Annotated in this window: 15 protein-coding genes; 6 read left to right on the top strand and 9 right to left on the bottom strand. The window is 45.1% G+C overall.

Translation table 11 applies throughout. The features are described 5' to 3' along the window. Positions 1–540: 540 nt before the first annotated feature. Complete coding sequence (locus ACAM39_RS00600) at positions 541–1,827, top strand: replication-associated recombination protein A (protein WP_369627840.1); 1,287 nt, start codon at positions 541–543, stop codon at positions 1,825–1,827. Between the two features lie 38 nt (positions 1,828–1,865). On the opposite strand, the gene ACAM39_RS00595 is transcribed toward ACAM39_RS00600, so the two are convergent. Next, entirely contained in the window at positions 1,866–2,519 is a 654-nt protein-coding gene (locus ACAM39_RS00595; RefSeq protein ID WP_369627839.1) for a BLUF domain-containing protein, read from the bottom strand. A gap of 444 nt (positions 2,520–2,963) precedes the next feature. Here ACAM39_RS00595 and ribBA point away from each other — a divergent pair, with 444 nt between their 5' ends. Continuing rightward, positions 2,964–4,079, top strand: a complete 1,116-nt coding sequence (ribBA, locus tag ACAM39_RS00590; protein ID WP_369627838.1) for a bifunctional 3,4-dihydroxy-2-butanone-4-phosphate synthase/GTP cyclohydrolase II — start codon at positions 2,964–2,966, stop codon at positions 4,077–4,079. Positions 4,080–4,193: 114 nt separating this feature from the next. On the opposite strand, the gene ACAM39_RS00585 is transcribed toward ribBA, so the two are convergent. Both ACAM39_RS00585 and ACAM39_RS00580 read right to left on the bottom strand, forming a co-directional pair. Then, positions 4,194–4,667 carry an acyl-CoA thioesterase gene (locus tag ACAM39_RS00585; protein ID WP_369627837.1) on the bottom strand — a complete coding sequence of 158 codons (474 nt, stop codon included), beginning with the start codon at positions 4,665–4,667 and terminating at the stop codon, positions 4,194–4,196. 53 nt (positions 4,668–4,720) lie between these two features. Next, positions 4,721–5,698 (bottom strand): acyl-CoA thioesterase, encoded by a 978-nt coding sequence (locus ACAM39_RS00580; protein WP_369627836.1) that lies wholly within the window; start codon positions 5,696–5,698, stop codon positions 4,721–4,723. 185 nt (positions 5,699–5,883) lie between these two features. Between ACAM39_RS00580 and plsB the strand changes: the two genes are divergently transcribed. Beyond that, the gene (gene plsB, locus ACAM39_RS00575) at positions 5,884–8,637 is read left to right on the top strand and encodes a glycerol-3-phosphate 1-O-acyltransferase PlsB (protein WP_369627835.1); all 2,754 of its coding nucleotides are present in this window, start codon (positions 5,884–5,886) and stop codon (positions 8,635–8,637) included. 61 nt (positions 8,638–8,698) lie between these two features. Here plsB and ACAM39_RS00570 read toward each other — a convergent pair whose 3' ends face one another. After that, a complete protein-coding gene (locus ACAM39_RS00570) occupies positions 8,699–9,424 on the bottom strand; it encodes an SPOR domain-containing protein (protein WP_369627834.1) in 726 nt (241 codons plus the stop codon). A gap of 62 nt (positions 9,425–9,486) precedes the next feature. Further along, positions 9,487–11,304: an arginine--tRNA ligase gene (gene argS, locus ACAM39_RS00565; protein WP_369627833.1), complete on the bottom strand. Its 1,818-nt coding sequence runs from the start codon at positions 11,302–11,304 to the stop codon at positions 9,487–9,489. A gap of 266 nt (positions 11,305–11,570) precedes the next feature. Between argS and ACAM39_RS00560 the strand changes: the two genes are divergently transcribed. Further along, positions 11,571–11,789, top strand: coding sequence for a DUF2788 domain-containing protein (locus ACAM39_RS00560; protein WP_007117392.1), 219 nt, complete (start codon positions 11,571–11,573; stop codon positions 11,787–11,789). A 79-nt stretch (positions 11,790–11,868) separates the two neighbouring features. On the opposite strand, the gene cmoB is transcribed toward ACAM39_RS00560, so the two are convergent. Next, positions 11,869–12,924 (bottom strand): tRNA 5-methoxyuridine(34)/uridine 5-oxyacetic acid(34) synthase CmoB, encoded by a 1,056-nt coding sequence (cmoB, locus tag ACAM39_RS00555; protein WP_472828257.1) that lies wholly within the window; start codon positions 12,922–12,924, stop codon positions 11,869–11,871. Between the two features lie 45 nt (positions 12,925–12,969). Then, entirely contained in the window at positions 12,970–13,743 is a 774-nt protein-coding gene (gene cmoA / locus ACAM39_RS00550) for a carboxy-S-adenosyl-L-methionine synthase CmoA (RefSeq protein ID WP_369627831.1), read from the bottom strand. 254 nt (positions 13,744–13,997) lie between these two features. Between cmoA and msrA the strand changes: the two genes are divergently transcribed. Continuing rightward, entirely contained in the window at positions 13,998–14,528 is a 531-nt protein-coding gene (gene msrA / locus ACAM39_RS00545) for a peptide-methionine (S)-S-oxide reductase MsrA (protein WP_065262829.1), read from the top strand. 267 nt (positions 14,529–14,795) lie between these two features. Next, entirely contained in the window at positions 14,796–16,181 is a 1,386-nt protein-coding gene (locus tag ACAM39_RS00540) for a lytic murein transglycosylase (RefSeq protein ID WP_369627830.1), read from the top strand. A gap of 114 nt (positions 16,182–16,295) precedes the next feature. On the opposite strand, the gene ACAM39_RS00535 is transcribed toward ACAM39_RS00540, so the two are convergent. Both ACAM39_RS00535 and ACAM39_RS00530 read right to left on the bottom strand, forming a co-directional pair. After that, a complete protein-coding gene (locus ACAM39_RS00535) occupies positions 16,296–16,556 on the bottom strand; it encodes a hypothetical protein (RefSeq protein WP_369627829.1) in 261 nt (86 codons plus the stop codon). A gap of 190 nt (positions 16,557–16,746) precedes the next feature. Next, the gene (locus ACAM39_RS00530; protein ID WP_369627828.1) at positions 16,747–17,754 is read right to left on the bottom strand and encodes a DUF4062 domain-containing protein; all 1,008 of its coding nucleotides are present in this window, start codon (positions 17,752–17,754) and stop codon (positions 16,747–16,749) included. Between the last annotated feature and the right edge of the window lie 15 nt (positions 17,755–17,769).

Here is a 17,769-nt window from a genome sequence, read left to right as displayed (position 1 = left end):
CATAACAACCCCGCAAGCCGTCAATTACCCTAGTAATTGATGCGGTCGCCGTTATGATGCCCGTATTACCAAAAAACTGTCTAATAAAAAACTGTCTTATTAAATACTAATGAAATACCAAAGTGAGCACTAACTGTCAGTTTGAATATTAACTAAAGTATGAGATTGTAAAAAGAAAAAAATGACCCGTCAATCTACACTTGTCATATTAACAATATTGTAGTTTTTTTAAAAATATGGCTCATTAAGACTCACATCATTACTGTTTATTTTTATTTAACAAAGTAAAAATATTTCTCAATCCAAGTAGTCACACAAATCAAACAACTTAGCTTACTGCTGTCGTTTAGGCATGCTAAAATTCTTAAAAAATCCGCATTGTTTTTGATGCAGTTACTTTTACCAAGCTACTTTTACTAAGCTACTTTCACTAAATTACTTTTACTAAATAAGTACCGCACTTAGCTACAATCCCAATTTAAAAAATAGTGAAATCGCTGAAGACCTTCGACTAAGTAATCCAATTAAACTTATACCTTAATGATGAATCAACTCGCTCAAATCCCCCTTGCCCAACGTGTCCGCCCAAAGTCGCTTGACGAGGTGATCGGACAAACCCATTTGCTTGGTGTCAACGCACCGATTCGCCGTATTGTTGAGCAAGGTTACTTGCCATCGATTATTTTGCATGGGGAAGCAGGCATTGGCAAAACCACCCTAGCCATGCTATTAGCCGATGCAGTGGGTCGTCCTTTTCGCCCGCTCTCGGCTATCAATGCAGGGGTCAAAGAGCTGCGTGAAGTACTGGCAAAAGATGATGGCTTGTTTGGCGAGCCGCCGGTGGTATTTGTCGATGAGATTCATCGGTTTAACAAAGCCCAGCAAGATGCACTCCTCGGCGCGGTTGAGTCTGGGGATATTACTTTAATTGGTGCGACCACCGAAAATCCCTCGTTTAGTGTCAACAATGCGCTATTGTCCCGTTGCCAAGTATATCGGCTCAACCCCTTGAGTGAAGATGAAATCAGCCAAGTACTACAACGTGCCATTGACGATGATGCAGTTTTTAAACAATTTAAGATTGACATACAATCAAGCCAAGCGATTTTTGCGCTATCGCAAGGCGATGCGCGTAAGGCGTTAAATTTACTTGAACTCGCCATTCAATCAAGCCCCAATTTTAAGCAAGGCAGCCAGTCAGCGATTGTGGTGACTGATGACAATGTCATCGCGGTCGCAGGTGTAAGCCTGGTCCGCTACGACAAATCAGGTGATGGCCATTATGACCTAGTGTCAGCGATGATTAAATCAGTCCGCGGTAGCGACCCTGATGCGGCACTGTATTGGATGGCGCGGATGCTGACAGCGGGCGAAGACCCTGCCTTTATTGCGCGGCGGTTGGTGATTTTGGCAAGTGAGGATATCGGACTTGCCAATCCCAATGCGTTACTACTGGCTGATACCGCCCTGCGAAGTGTGCAGAGCATCGGTATGCCTGAAGCGCGGATTATTTTGGGGCAAGTGGTGGTGTATTTGGCGACCTCGCCGAAGTCCAATTCTAGTTATCAGGCCATTAATAAAGCGATGCGACTGGCTGAAAATGACCAATCCCCTGTACCGCTACATTTGCGTAATGGCGTCACCAAGCTGATGCGCGCCGATGGTTATGGCGCCAATTATATCTATCCGCATGACTACCCCAACCATTACCACCCACAGCAGTATCTACCCGATAATTTGCTGGGCACGCGGTTGTTTGACTTTGCTGATAATGCCAAAGAACAACAAACCTATGCCTTTATACAGTGGTTAAAAAGCAGTGGCTAAAGGGCAATCATTGAAGAGCGGTGATTAAAGAGCGATGATTAAAGAGCGGCGGCTAAAAAACCCGTCAAAGTAGACAACGGATGATTTAGCGCAGCCAAATGAACCCTATTTTGTAATAACCAGTACACCATCAGCAATAAAAATACCAACAAAAACCCAAGCTGAATCCACAAAAAATAGCGATGTTTAACGCCCAAGCGGCGCAGCTTGGTATGGCTATAACTACCCTTATCAAAGTTGGTATGTTGATGCCTTTGCCATTTGCCCGAACGATAATAGTTTTCTACATCCGCAAGCAACCTTGGTACACTGGCGCTATCAAATTGCGCAGTTTCAAAATAGTCTAGCAGGGGGCTGATATCATCGACATCATCCATATCGTCGACGTTATCTAAATTGATGCAGTGCATTTTCCAGTGCCCAAACAGCGCATTGGGCGCCTGTCCCTGCTCGATGACGCGAATATTTCTGTGTCTTTTATCGGCTTTGATTTTGTCAAACAGCTGGGTGATAGTGCGCTCACTACCTTCCATATATTGTAGAAAGTTGCCTTGCTTGAGAAATATTACGCTATTGACATTTGCCTGGGTGTTGCGCGCGACTGACTGACGATAGATATCAGGCAACGTCATCGTATGCAAGCTTGCTTGTAAGGTGATTTTACTGGTGTAGATAAGATAAAAGACTGACATCACAGGATCCTTAGATAAATAAATCGGTTAGACGTCTATGACTTTTAAAAACGTTTTCTTTGAACGTATTAAGAATGTAATTTTTATTAATCATTAAGTAATAATATACCAGTTTTTTTAATTTTTGGTCAAAAATTATACAAAATCACCCCTTTTTGTTAAATTTTTCAACTAATTTACTCTAACCTTATGTCTGCGTGCACTACCAGCGCGTATGGCTATCAATATTTCGCTGCTTAGACTCACTAAGTTAATGCTATAATAGCGCGCAAATATGAAATGGGCGCCCATACTAGCTTTCCTAAGTTTGATAAGGTGATTGTTAAGGTTGGTTTGGACAATATTTTGAACAATACTAGCTGATAGCGCTTATTTTCTGTCCCTATTTGTTAATCAGTTTTTTAATCAATGTTATTTTAATAAATCGCTAAAAAAGGCACTTTTATGGCATTTAATACAACAGCAGAAATTATCGATGACATCCGTGCAGGCAAAATGGTCGTTTTGATGGATGATGAAGACCGTGAGAATGAAGGCGACTTGGTGATGGCAGCCACCCATGTACGCCCAGAAGATATTAATTTTATGATTACCCATGCGCGTGGCTTGGTGTGTTTGACCATCACTGCTGACCGCAGTGAACAGCTCAATTTACCGCTTATGTCGGATAAAAATGGCGCTAAATTTAGCACCAACTTCACAGTATCGATTGAAGCGGCAGAAGGGGTCACCACAGGTATCTCAGCAGCAGATCGCGCTAGAACCATCCAAACAGCAGTGTCTTCGACTGCCAAGCCCGAAGACATCGTACAACCGGGACATGTATTCCCAATCGTGGCACAAAATGGCGGTGTACTACACCGTGCCGGTCATACCGAAGCCGGCTGTGACCTAACACGCTTGGCAGGACTTGAACCTGCCGCAGTGATTTGTGAAATTATCAAAGAAGATGGCGAAATGGCGCGCCGTGATGACCTAGAGATTTTTGCCAAAGAACATGGCTTAAAAATCGGCACCATCGCCGATTTGATTAATTACCGTATTGCCAATGAGCAAACGGTAGAAGCCATTGCCAATTATCCCATGCAAACTGAGTTTGGTGAGTTTACTGCTTATCGTTTTAAAGAAAAAAATTCAGAGGATACCCATTTGGCACTGGTCAAGGGCAACCCTCAAGAAGGCGTGAGCACTGTGCGGGTGCATAGCTTCCAGCCATTGCGCGATTTATTCACCGTGCAGCTACCCAACAGCGGTAAGAGTAACTGGGATATCCATGCCTCACTCAAAGAAATTAGCGAAGCAGAGCGTGGCGTGTTTGTCTGGATTGGGCATCAGCAAGCGATTGATATAGGCGAAGCGCTCGATAACTTTGTCGCTGACAAACCCAACTCACCGCTTAAACACCAACCCTACCGCAGCATTGGGGTTGGCTCACAGATTTTACGTTATCTGGGCGTGCGTGATATGCGTTTGCTGTCATCACCGCTCAAATTCAACGCGTTATCAGGGTTTGACCTAAACTTGGTCGAAACCGTTGCTAACCCAGACCACAAAGAGTGATTTACGAGATAGCAATTTATCAGACAAAAAAGCCACCAGCATTGCAGCTTGTGGCTTTTTTATTAACAATTTTAGTAACAATTAAATTTTAGTAATAGTCAAACACTATAACTTTCAAACCGTATGACTTTCTAACTCGGCAAGTTGTTGGCGTTGACCATCAGAAATCGGTTGCTTGTTTTTACCGGATTGGTCAAAAAATACAATGACTGAGGAGGCGGTAGCGACGACTTTTTGCTGGGCCGTGCTAAAGTAAACATAGTCATGGGTCAGACTGGTATTGCCTATTTTTTTGGCACGAATGCCAATCCAAAGCACATCGGGGAAAGTGACCGAATTCAAATACTGGCAAGATGACGAAGCAATCACGGTATGGGTTTGTAAGTTAAACATATCAACTTGTTCAAGGTAGTGGATACGCGCGCGCTGGGCATAGTTGTAATACACCACGTTATTGACGTGATTGAACGCATCCATATCGCCCCATTCCACTTTTTGCTCATAGATAACAGCAAAGCCTTTTAATGGGTGATTGTGTTGTTGGGCGATATCCTTGCGGGCGGCATCACTCATTGGGGGATTGGACATATTTCTCTCTCTCATACGGCTACTATTTAATATAAGGTAAAATTATTGAATCACTAGCGCAGTCGCATTAGCCCTTGCTGCTGGGTTGTGGCGACCAATTTGCCATTTTGCCAAAATTGACCGTGGTTTAAGCTTTTTGACTGTGACGTGGTATCACACCACATGTTATAGAGTAACCAATCATTCATATCAAATGGGCGGTGAAAATGCATACTATGGTCGATACTTGCCGCTTGCAACCCTTTAGTCATAAAGCTAATCCCATGTGGCATCAGCCCCGTACCAATCAAATAAAAATCAGAAGAAAATGCGAGCAGTGCTTGTTGTACTTGAATTGACTGTTTACCCAGCTGCGGAATACGCAGCCAGTTGGCTTGGCTAGGTTCCATGATTTTTGGATGGATTGGGTCACGCGGCTGTACTGGCTTGATTTCGATGTGACGCTGGCGCATAAAGCGCGCTTTTAGTGTATCGGGGATTTTGCCTACCACTTGGTCTTTGAGCTGTTGCTCGGTCAGCAACACATCTGGCGCAGGATACGTTGGCATCGCTTGTTGATACTCAAGCCCTTCTTCAAAGGGTGAAAAAGACGCCATCATGGTAAAAATTATGCTCGGTTGGTTATCGTCATCATATTGGCGTGCTGTTACTTGACGTGAAGCAAGGCTACGACCATCACGTAATTTCTCGACTTGGTAATATACAGGCTTATTGATATCGCCACCGCGCAAAAAATAGCCATGAAATGAGTGGCAAGGTTTTGAATGCTCCACAGTATGGCTGGCTGCCATCAACGCTTGCCCCAGTACTTGCCCACCAAAAATACGCGCGCCGACATAATCGTGGCTTTGCCCAATAAATACATTGTCTTGATACGGCACGAGGGTTAAGGTTTCCAATAACTGCGTGACTAATTGTTGCCAAATCGCTTGCTGCTCAAACTGCTGCTGCGTTACGGCTGTTACGGGCACCTGTGGTTGGTGAGTGATATCAATCGTATGGGTATGGTTTATATCTTGCTGGCTTGCCATAGACGCTCTTATGATTAACGTTATTCTTGGGTAGATAAAATGGATTAAAGTCACTCATTATACAAGAATTTTTGCGTGATAAGGTTTAGAAATTCATCAATCTATGGCATGATAAGACATATTTTAAACCTTGTATTTATCTTTAAAAAACTTACGAAAAAACTCACGCAATCACTAGGCATACTATGACTCACGTAGGGAAAAATTCAGGCACTACCGAAGCGAAAAACAAAGGTAACTATCCTGCTGCGACCCCGCTGTTAAAAAATCTATACCGACAAGTCTCTGGCAAATTATTGGGGCTCGCCGTCAAATCCAAACTGATCGGCGACATCCCCAATATTAGCCAAGCTAGCACCCATGTTAGCGCTGATAAGCTACCGCCAGCTAGCGATAGCTTAGCAAGCGCCAATACCAATACGTCAAGCCAGCGACTCACCTTTTATGTGCTCAAAGAGTATTCTCGTAGCAACAGTATTTTAATTGACCTAGAAACCAAACAATATGACTTACCCCCTGCCCTAGCCAATGTCATCGATCGGGCGCATGGTATTGATGAAAATACCGCAATGATTTTTTTGCATCACCATAAAACAGAAAAACTGTCTGATAACAGTGCCGTATTTTCACCTCGCCTATTACGTTTGATTGAAGCCGTCGAGCAATACCCAACGCTACACATTGATTTTATCCCTGTCACCATCTTGTGGGGGCGCGCGCCAGAAAAAGAAGATTCGCTGTTTAACCTCCTCACGGCTGATGAATGGCAAGTACCTAGCCTCAGTAAACAGCTATTTAATATCGGGGTTAAAGGGCGAGATACCTATGTGCAGTTTCACTCACCCAAAGATTTGCGTGCCATCATCGAAGATGAGATTAGCAAAAACCCTGTGCTGCAAGCCGATAGCGTGGCATCCACTGATACTGCTAGTAACGACCGCTATCATTTACACACCGTCGCTGCACGGGTACAACAGCGCTTAGAAGGTTATTTGGATAAAAAACAAGAAGCCATCTTAGGTCCTGACTTATCAGACCGTCGTAATGTGGTCGATAAAATTCTGTATACGCCTGCCATTCAGCACGCCATCAATATCGATAGCAAAGAAAACTCGCGTGAACTCGCCAAAAGCCGAAAATTGGCGCGTGGGTATTTGAACGAGATTGCCAGTGATTACTCGTCTGCAACCGTGCGCTTTTTTGACCGCTTTTTGACCTGGCTTTGGACACAGTTGTATGACGGGGTTGAAGTAGCGCACTTTGAGCGGGTACGCGAACTGGCATCCGACCATGAAATCATCTACGTGCCTTGCCACCGCAGTCACATGGACTATCTGTTGCTGTCATACGTGATTTATAAACGTGGGTTACGGGTGCCCTACGTTGCCGCAGGGGAGAACCTAAATATCCCCGTGCTAGGTCAAATACTACGCAATGGCGGCGCTTTCTTTATGCGTCGCAGTTTTAAAGGCAATCCGCTGTACTCTGCGGTGTTTCGTGAATACGTGCATAGTATGTTGATGCGCAACACGCCGATTGAGTACTTCATCGAAGGCGGTCGCTCGCGCTCAGGTCGCTTGTTACCGCCCAAAAAAGGGATGCTAGCGATGACGGTACAAAGCCATCTGCGCCAAGCAGGCAAACCGATTGTCTTTATCCCGACTTACATCGGTTATGAACGTATTATGGAAGGCGGCACTTATGTCGGCGAGCTTAAAGGTAAGCCCAAAGAATCCGAGTCGTTATTGGGTCTGTTAAAAGCCAGCCGAAAAATCGAGCGTATCTTCGGTCATGTGCACGTCAGTTTTGGTCAGCCGCTGTATCTAGCTAATTTTATGAAAAAATTTGACGTTGCCCCAAATACCCTACCCAAAGACCGTACCGATAGTGATATGCCTGCCAATGTCACTCACATGATTGACAATTTGGGCATCAAAATCATGCAGCGTATCAACCGCTCTGCGGTGCTTAACCCAGTCACTTTGCTAGCTTTGGTATTGCTCGATACGCCCCATGGCGCACTCGATGAGCAAAGCTGTCGTGAACAGTTGGCGCTGTATCAACGTATCGCAGAAAAAATTCCGTATGATGATGATGTATCAATCACCCAGCAAAGCCCAGAAGCCATTATCAATTATGGTGTCAAGCTTAAACTCATCGAGCGCACCCCACATGTGCTCGGTGATTTGATTCGTATTGCGGACGGTCAAGCACCGCTACTGAGCTATTTTCGCAACAATATTTTGCATATTTATATCATCGCGTCACTGTGTGCCTCATTGATACAGCGTAATGGCACCATGAGCCTAAACACCATTGAGCGAGTGGTAGGTATCATGTATCCCTTCTTGCAAGCAGAGTTGTTTTTGAAATACCCACTACGCACCCTAAATGACACTTTGCGTGAACATATCGATACTTTGGTCGAAGAAAACATCATCGTGGACAAAGGAGTGAATGCTGATGGTCATCGCATCCTGACCACGCCAGAGCCGAATACCCGTAGCTATCAGCAGTTAACAGTGCTTGCCAACTCAGTTGAGCAAAGTCTAGAGCGCTACTTTATGGTACTTGCGCTGCTGAGTCAGCAAGGCTCAGGCAAACTCACCAAAGATCAAGTGATTGATTTGGGTCATCTGCTCGGTCAGCGCCTATCCGTGCTATACGAAGATGACATGCCAGATTTTTTTGACCGTGCCTTGTTCACTAGCTTTATGGATGCGCTAGAGCGTTTGGGCTATATCACGGTATCGGCCAGCGGGGTGATTGAGTTTGATGCGCGCATTCATACCATGGCAAAAAGCGCGCGATTTATCCTTAATATGGACGTGATGCATATCTTACAGCAAATTTCACAACTGACTGATGAGGAAATCAAACGCACCTTGACTGAACTGCAAAACAAAAAGCAACGCAAATTTAGTCGTAAAAAAGCTTAATGCCACCGAACAATAAAAAACCGTGTTGCGATAACACGGTTTTTTTTGCGTGCAAATCAGCCTAGCGACGCTGCTCGACAATCAATGAATCAATGCGGCTATTTTGTAGTTGGCGCTGGGCTTGTGCTGCCATTTCTGGGCTACTCATGGCGCGCGAGATGACTTGATAGACAGTTTGGTCATTGTTTAAGCGTTTTTTGACGATTTGGGCATCCACCCCCGCCATTAGCACTTCAGCACGGCGTTTATCGGCATCATCGGCATTGTCAAAACTATTGATTTGCAAGATATATGTCCGCGTAGGCTCTTCATTGCCAATCACAATGGCATCGGCACTGCTTTTGTCATCGGCAGCGGTGCTGGTGTCTATCGTGCTATTGTTGGCTGAAGTGCGTGGTTTGGTACCGTTATCATCAGACAACAACGGATTATCAACCACGCTGACATTCGCTGATTTGGGCGCACTGGTGCTGTCAGCTTGGGTCAACACCACATCAGGCTGCACCGAGACTGGCTGACTGGCAGCCGCCTCGTCGGGGACGGCACTGACCTGTTGTTCTTTGAGCAAGTCATAGAACTCGTAGTTATTGGTTTTGGGTTTGTCTTGCACCTTTGGCTGCACCATCGGCGCTTCGTCGCTGCTCGTGGTTTTGCCTTGGTTAAATGGATTCCACAAATAAACAAACAGACCAATCCCCACGGTCAATATCATGCCCACCAACATGGCAGCAAAAAACGACATCGTGCTTGGCGCTTTACGCGGGGTCGCTCCTTTGGGTCTTGCCATCATCATCTCCTACGACATGGGATACGGTAATATTACAGCGTTTTTAGCGTATCTTAATCATATCACATACTGGTTGGTGCCGTTAATCCCAACAAAATTAAGCCGTTTTGAATCACTTGGCGTACCGATTTTGATAAACGCAGACGCGCTTGCATCAAGTCAAGCTCGTCTTGGGTTGGGGTTTCGCCATCTTTGGGCAAGATACGGTTGTCGTTGTACCAACCGTGGAACAAGCTTGCCAAATCTTTGAGGTAATTGGTCAATAAATGCGGCTCATAATTGACTGCAGCACGGCGTAGCACTTCAGGGTAAGAAGCCAGTAAGCTCAATAAATCCGTTTCAACCGGTTGGGTCAGCAGATGTTGGTGGGCTTTGCCCGCTTTGTCATCAACTTTGATACCGCGCTCTTCAGTACGCTCAAGCACCCGGCAAATACGCGCATGCGCATATTGAATATAATACACTGCATTATCTTTGGTATGCGATTTGGCAAGTTCTAAGTCAAAGTCAATGTGCTGTTCTGGTTTACGCGCGACATAATAAAAGCGCGCGGCATCATTGCCTACTTCTTGACGCAGTTCACGTAAGGTCACAAACTGACCTGAGCGTGATGACATCTGAATTTGCTCTGTACCACGCCATAGGGTGACAAACTGCACCAAAATCACATCCATACGCTGCGCATCGTAGCCCATCGCCGTCAATGCCGCTTTCACGCGTTTGATGTAGCCGTGGTGGTCTGAGCCCCAAACATCAATAATTTTGTCATAGCCGCGGTCAAGCTTGTCCTTATGGTAGGCGATATCCGAGGCAAAATAAGTAAATTGACCATTGGCACGGCGGACGACACGGTCTTTTTCATCGCCAAATTCGGTGGATTTGAACCATAAATTACCGTCTTTTTGGTATAGAAAACCCCGCTGCTCTAATAATTCCAAAGCAGGCACAATGGCATCTTGGATGGATTTTTCGCTAAACCATTGGTCAAAATGGACATTAAAATCCGCCAAATCATCTTGAATATCTGCCAAGATGGTACTTAGTGCGGCTTCATGAAAAATCTGATAATTATCGCCCAAATTGGCTTTGGCATTGGCAATCAGCCCGTCAATATGGGCTTCTTTATCACCTGAGACACATACTTTTTCGCCGTTGGCATCGATTTGGTACTCAGCATCGGCAGGTACATTGAGTAGCATATGTTCCCAAGCGGTTTTTAGGCTATCGCCATGCTGTTTTTTGATGGGTTTGGCAATATCTTTGACATAATCGCCTTGGTACGCATTGGTGGGAAATACAATTGGCTCACCGCACAGCTCAAGGTAGCGCAAATAGGTACTGGTTGCCAAAATATCCATCTGACGACCCGCATCATTGACATAATACTCACGCCCGACTTGGTAGCCGACGGCTTCTAGTAAATTGGCCACACTCATGCCAAACGCAGCGCCGCGACCGTGACCCACGTGCAGGCTTGAGGTTGGGTTGGCAGAGACAAACTCAACTTGGATTTTTTGACCGGCAAATTCTTCGGATGTACCGAAGTCGCCTTTTTGCTGCATGATGGTGTCTAAGATAGCAAAACGCGCGTTATCATCTAAGAAAAAGTTAATAAACCCCGGTCCTGCAATCTCAACTTTGCTAATCATGTCCGAGGCAGGCAACATCGCCACGATGGTTTGCGCCAGTTCACGCGGGTTTTTCTTGGCAGTCTTGGCCGCTATCATGGCAAGGTTACTGGCAAAATCGCCGTGCGCTTGGTCTTTGGTGCGGCTGATGGTACTGTTATCAACCCAATCGATTGGCAAAATTTGCTGTTGTTTTAGTGATTCCACCACTAATGCTAAGGCTTGCGAAATGACGGGTTGTTGTTCTGACATGGAAATTCTCTTTGTTGGCTCACAGGTTTTGTTGCAGGGTTGATAGCTAAAAAAGCACGATAAATCAATGAATCACCATCGATTTGACGCTATCACTCGCTCATAATCAATGGGCATGGATTTTGGCGTTCAATATACCAATTTTTGATGGTTTTTTCATTATAATCCTGTCAAAAGATACATGCTATTACAAGGAAACGCGGTTTTTTGGCGTATAATACGGGCTAAAATTTTGTAATATCTGATGACAATCATAGGATAATAACATGTTTGTTTTAGTCTCTAGTGAGTTAATCACCAAACTTGGTATGTATGTGCTGCTGCCTATCTTTATCGCGTTTTTATTTTTTATCATGTACGATATTTCAAAGAAAAACAATGCCGGCAAACAAGGCACATTTTGGATTTTTTTGGCACTGGGCGGTGGTTTTTTTGGCTTTCTTATCAAAATGGTCTTGGAGTGGTACTTTAGTAGGACACTTTAAACTCCCCTACGCTAAACTTTACTAGCCTAAAACGCCATTACCCCAAACTGCATTACCCTTGTTACTTGTTCATCTACCGTTACGGTCGTTTGGCTATCATCACCGCACGGGTCGGGCGTTGATAGCCCTCGATGGTTTTGCTGCTATCATTGGGGTCAAGAAAATCGCTTAAAGATTGATAATCCATCCAGTCGGTTTTGCGTTGTTCATCCGTCGATGTCACATCCACATCGACACAGCGCACCGCCACAAAGCCTACTTTGTACAGCCATAGCGACAGTGCCGCAACCGATGGGATAAAATACACGTTATTCATCTGTGCATAGCGCTCACTTGGTACTAGCACGGATGTTGCATCCCCTTCAATCACCAAGGTTTCTAGTACCAATTCTCCGCCTTTTGCTAACTGATGGTATAATTGCTCAAGATGCTCAAACGGTGACGCGCGGTGATACAGCACGCCCATACTAAACACGGTATGAAACAGCCCTGCTTGCCCGCTAGTCAAGCTAGGATTGGGCAAAGCTTCAAGTGGTACGGGCACATAGTGCACTCTGTTGCGTCCAAAATCGTTACGGTCAGCCTGCCCCACAAAATGGCGAATCGCCATAAACTGGTGATAAAACAGACACGATGGGTCAATCACAATCACCGTGCTTGCCCCTGCGCCCGCCATACGCCAGCCGTGATAACCAGAACCGCCACCCACGTCTAGCACGCGTTTGCCGTGAAGTGGGCTGATATGCGGCAACACCCTATCCCATTTCCAATCACTGCGCCATTCGGTATCAATATGGATTTGCAGGTCATCTCGACCCAATAAAAAACCGCCTTTGCGCCACGGCATCAGACGTTTGAGTAGTGCATGAGTTTGCTTGTATTCACTCTCTTGCCAATCCAATGCTGCGGTGATACAGGGTTGATTCAACGCTACTTGCGCGTTGTCAACCACGGGCAATCTTTCAATGAGCGATTGATAAAATGGCGCATGGGCGTAGCGTGATTTGTCTTTGATGGTAGCCAGCCAGTTGGGCAACCGGGCAAGCCATTCATTGGCAACTGGGTATTTTTCCGCCAATTGCAGCAAGGTAAGATAGACATCGGTTTCGGCAGTTTTGATGGTAGCATTCATGATTGACTCTTTTAGGATTGACAGGTTTTCAGTGTTTAAGGGCAATCATCACTTAAACGCAATAATTGACGCGAAGTTTAAAAACTGAAACCACGTCAAATGGCGGTCAAACCCCACCGTTGCTAAACGCTGATGATGAAAATCGAGGGTATCGGTGATAAGCACATTCTCCAGCGCATTGCGTTTACCGCTGATTTCCATCTCACTATAGCCATTGGCGCGTTTAAAATCATAATACCGCTCAACGCGCCAGGCATCGTCCGCTTCATCGAGCAAATGGGTTTTTTCGGTCAAAATCAAAATACCGCCTTCAACCAACGCATCATAACAGCGTTTGAGTAACACCTCGCGCTTGTCAGGGGATAAAAACTGCAAGGTTAAATTAAGCACAATCATATCGCACCGCTCAAACGCCACCTCACACACATCGGCGCAAATCAGTTCGATATCATGCTCAGGATAATGCTGCATCAGTACACTTTGCGCGTTGCCAATCATCGGCTCTGAGATATCAATGGCTTTGATTTGCAGATCTTGCGGCGCAAACTCGCCTGCGAGCGCAAAACTCACCGCCCCGAGTGAACAGCCCAAATCATAGACGCGGCTGACTTTATTGCCGTCGCTATTGGTTTGGCGAAACTGACAATGGCGTTTGGCAAAAATCGGCAACATGGCGAGCATCTGCCCATACCCAGGCACACTACGGCGAATCATATCGGGAAAACAAGCCACCACTTGCTCATCAAAGCTAAACCGCGCATGGGTATCTAGCGGCGTGGTAAATAACGTATCGAGGGGTGGTTTGGCTTGGGGCTGACTCATGCGGCTGACTCACTATGGCTGATTGAGCGTTACTAAGACTTAATATCGCTGACAGTTTTATCATCGCTTCAACAATAAAACGCTTAAGAAACGCTTAAACTGTCAGGTTTTTAGATAGCGGAAACTTGGTTTACATTGCCTAACTTGAATGACCAGTAAACTTTGCTATTCTAACATTTTCACCCGTTTTACTTTTAATAATTTATTTTAACCCTTATATCAAACCAATGAAATAACCATAAAAAGGTACTATTATGCAAACGATTATTTTAGGTGGTGGCTGTTTTTGGTGTACCGAATCCGTATTTAGCCATGTCAAAGGTGTGACCGATGTCACCTCAGGCTATATGGGCGGTGATGAAGTAACCGCCAATTACAAAGCCGTCTGTGGCGGCGATACCGGTCATATCGAAGTGATTAAAGTCGATTTTGATGAGACCATTATTCCGCTTGAGACGGTATTAGATATTTTCTTTGCCACCCATGATCCAACGACACAAGACCGTCAAGGTAATGATGTCGGCAGACAATATGCCTCTGTGGTGTTTTATACCGATGAAGCGCAGCAAAAACCGACCATTGACCGTGTGATTGGTGAGCTTCGTGATGAGCAGGGCATCAAGGTGGTGACCGAAGTCCATCCTGCTGCGCAGTTTTTCGTTGCCGAGGACTATCACCAAGATTATTACGCCAACAACCCCACCCAAAGCTATTGCAACTTTGTGATTCCGCCCAAGCTTGCCAAGCTTAAACAATATTTTAGCGGTTTTATGATTGAACAATAACGCGTATTGTGATTGTATTAATACTTTGTTGATACTGTATTAGTGCTTCCAAAAGTTGGGCTTTATACTGTTGATGCCCAATTTTTTTGAGTTCAACAATTAAAATTACCACAATAATGCAAAAATTAACGCTTTATCACCCAATGTGAAAAAATGTAATTAACTGCATTTACTGCTTTCACTAAGCAAGCTTTTTTTATACCCTTGACCTAGTCAAAATTCATCCCGTTTGCTGATGTCTTTATTTGTCACTATTCAAGGTTTGTTATGCGTTTACTTCCGATTTTTATGGCGCTGGCAGGCGTGGCGATGATTAGCCAAGCCAATGCCGCACCGACACCGCCTAATCTTAGCAATGCCCAGTTTCAACAGTGTTTATCCAATCTCAAAAATAGCAGCACCTTTAGCGGTGTAGCCAGCACTTTAGAACAATATCGCCCAACTGAGCCTGACCCTAGCGTGATTGTCTCGCTCAACTATCAACCTGAGTTTCAAAAAGAAGTGTGGGACTATCTCTCAGGTCTGGTCGATGAAGAACGTGTGCAAGACGGTATCAATGCCAAAAACCAACTGCAAAGCACGCTAAACCGCATCGAGCAGCGCTATGGCGTGAAAGGAACGGATGTACTTGGCGTCTGGGGAGTAGAGTCGAACTTTGGTAAGCAGCTGGGTAAAAAAGACTTAATCCAGTCGTTAGCGACCTTGTCTTGCTTTGACCGTCGTCAGTCGTACTTTCGCACGGAATACGCCAACGCGCTGCGTATCTTGCGAAATGGTGACATCCGCCGTGATGATATGACTGGCTCATGGGCAGGGGCGTTTGGGCAAACCCAGTTTATGCCAAGTACCTTTTTACGCTTGGCGCAAGATTTTGATGGTGATGGACGCAAAGATTTGGTCAATAGCCAAGCTGATGCGCTCGCGTCAACGGCCAATTTCTTAGATAAAGCAGGTTATCGCACCGGCGAGCCTTGGGGTTTTGAAGTCAAGTTGCCTGCAGGGTTTTGGGCAGATAGCAACCGCAAGGCCAAAAAACCGATGAGCTACTGGCGCAGTCAAGGTCTGACCCTTGCCAATGGTCAGCCGCTACCCTCTAGCCTTGATAGTGCAGGTTTGCTATTACCTGCTGGCATTAAAGGTCCTGCGTTTTTAGTGGGTAAAAACTTCGATGCGTTTTATAGTTACAATGCGTCAGAGAACTACGCGCTAGCGATTGCGCATTTGTCCGATATGATTAGCCAAAACCGTACTAGCAACGTCGGCTTTGTCACACCTTGGCCAACGGATGATGCCGGTATTAGCCGCCGTCAAGCCCGTGAAATCCAGCAAGCACTGCTTAATCGTGGGTATGATATTGGTCAAGTCGATGGCATGATTGGCGATAAAACGCGCTATGCGATTCAAGATTTTCAGCGTCAGCAAGGTGTTAACCCTGATGGTCGTGCGGGTATGAAACTCTACCGTATGCTAATGACTCAGCCAACAGGCAATGCTCAGTACCCAAACCAATACCCAACCCAAACACCGGTTCGATACCAGTCTGTACCGAATTCAACGGTTACTGCCACGCCGACTAAAGTGGTACGCGATGCCAATGGTCGCACGAGTTACTATCGTATCGACAATGGACAAGGTGGGGTGACAACGCCTTAGTGTTTCCTGTTAATCATACCTTTCTAATCGCCCAATAAAAAACCCTTAATGTCACCATTAAGGGTTTTTGTTAATATCGATATGGTCTTGTCAGTATTGACACATTGGACAACTTTATACAAAAGGTGGCGGGGTGGGCTCTTCACCATCATCCATTTGGATCGGTTTGACTTCGCCTTTTGAATTGCTGCCCCAATTATCTTCTTCGTCTTCATCCCATTTTTTGAAGTTATCGCGTGGGTTGATGCCACGGCGTTTCATATCTTCGACTTGCTCTTCAAGGGTGCGAAACTGCTGCGCTTCGTGCATGGTGTCTTCAAGTTGGTTGATTTTGTTTTCAAGCTCGTCTGCTTGTTGGGTCACATGATTGCTCATATTTTCTCCTTTTTTTATCATCAATGTTATCGTTATGAGATTATCATAACACAAACAAATGTGACGCTAGTTAGCAGGTCTGTATAATATTATCATGACATGAGTAAATCATGGCTTGGTGAAAGCTGGTATAAAATTTGGGTAAAATACTGAGATAAAACACTCAAAAAGCCGTGTTAAAAACGACAGATTAAGCTTGTACAATGATGTTAATCTGCCACAGCTCGCGGATACTTCGCTCTTCTTTGACCGAGACCAACCATTGTTTTTTCACCAGTTGGCTTTTGATCCATTGATAATCGATATTACTGATTTGACAGCGAGAGACGGCATGGATTTTGGGTGAGATTTTGAGCGCCTCTGCCATCGCCGCATCTTTGAGGGCATCATTAATTTGGGTCAACATCATATTACTGGTAAACGGCTGCGGTAATGCTTGTAGCATTTGCACAATATTGCCCCAGCTAAATGTATAAGCTGCGCTGATTTCTCGCAAGTTGCCGCCTTCAAACGCGTGGGCAGTATAGTTGACCAATAACGCTTCATTGAGCGCTTTTGGCGTGACTTGGGTCGGTCTGGCTTCAAGTTCAGTCCGCTTTTGATCGCGCTCTAGACTGCTGGCAGTTAAGGCGGGTTGCACACTATTACGGATATGAAATCTATCTGAGACAAACACCGACTTTAAATCACTACTAGCGCCTGTCGGTAGCGTCCTTAATGGAAGGCTTTCTTTGACCCAACCTGACCGCGGAAACTTGTCTTTGATTTCCTCAAGCATTCGCACACAGTCTGGCACGCCATCATGGGTCTGATCGAAGTAAATTGCCCGCGAACCTTGCTCTTTAATCACCAAATTAAACAGGTCCAACCGTTGACGTAATAGCTCATGTTGGCTTGGTTGGGTATTGACCAACGCAATCATCGGCACCCGTTTTGAAGACGCGTAGATATAAGATAAGTGCAGATAACTGACACCTGATAGGCTTAAATGACCGTAATCATTGCCCAAAATAAAAATCATATAATCACATTGGTCGATTTGTTGGCGGCTGTATTCAACAAAATTGGTATGGGTCGCAAGCAAATCCCAAGTCAAAAAATAATCTGTCGATAGCGCATACTCTAGCGCGTTCTCTAAGTTGACATTTTCATTTCTCACCAAAGAGATATGAATATGATAACGCTTCTTTTGAGACATGCTATCTTCTCCATA

This window comes from Moraxella sp. K02 (assembly GCF_041154755.1).
Taxonomy (GTDB): Bacteria; Pseudomonadota; Gammaproteobacteria; order Pseudomonadales; family Moraxellaceae; genus Faucicola.
This window is presented reverse-complemented; position numbering and strand designations above follow the sequence as displayed.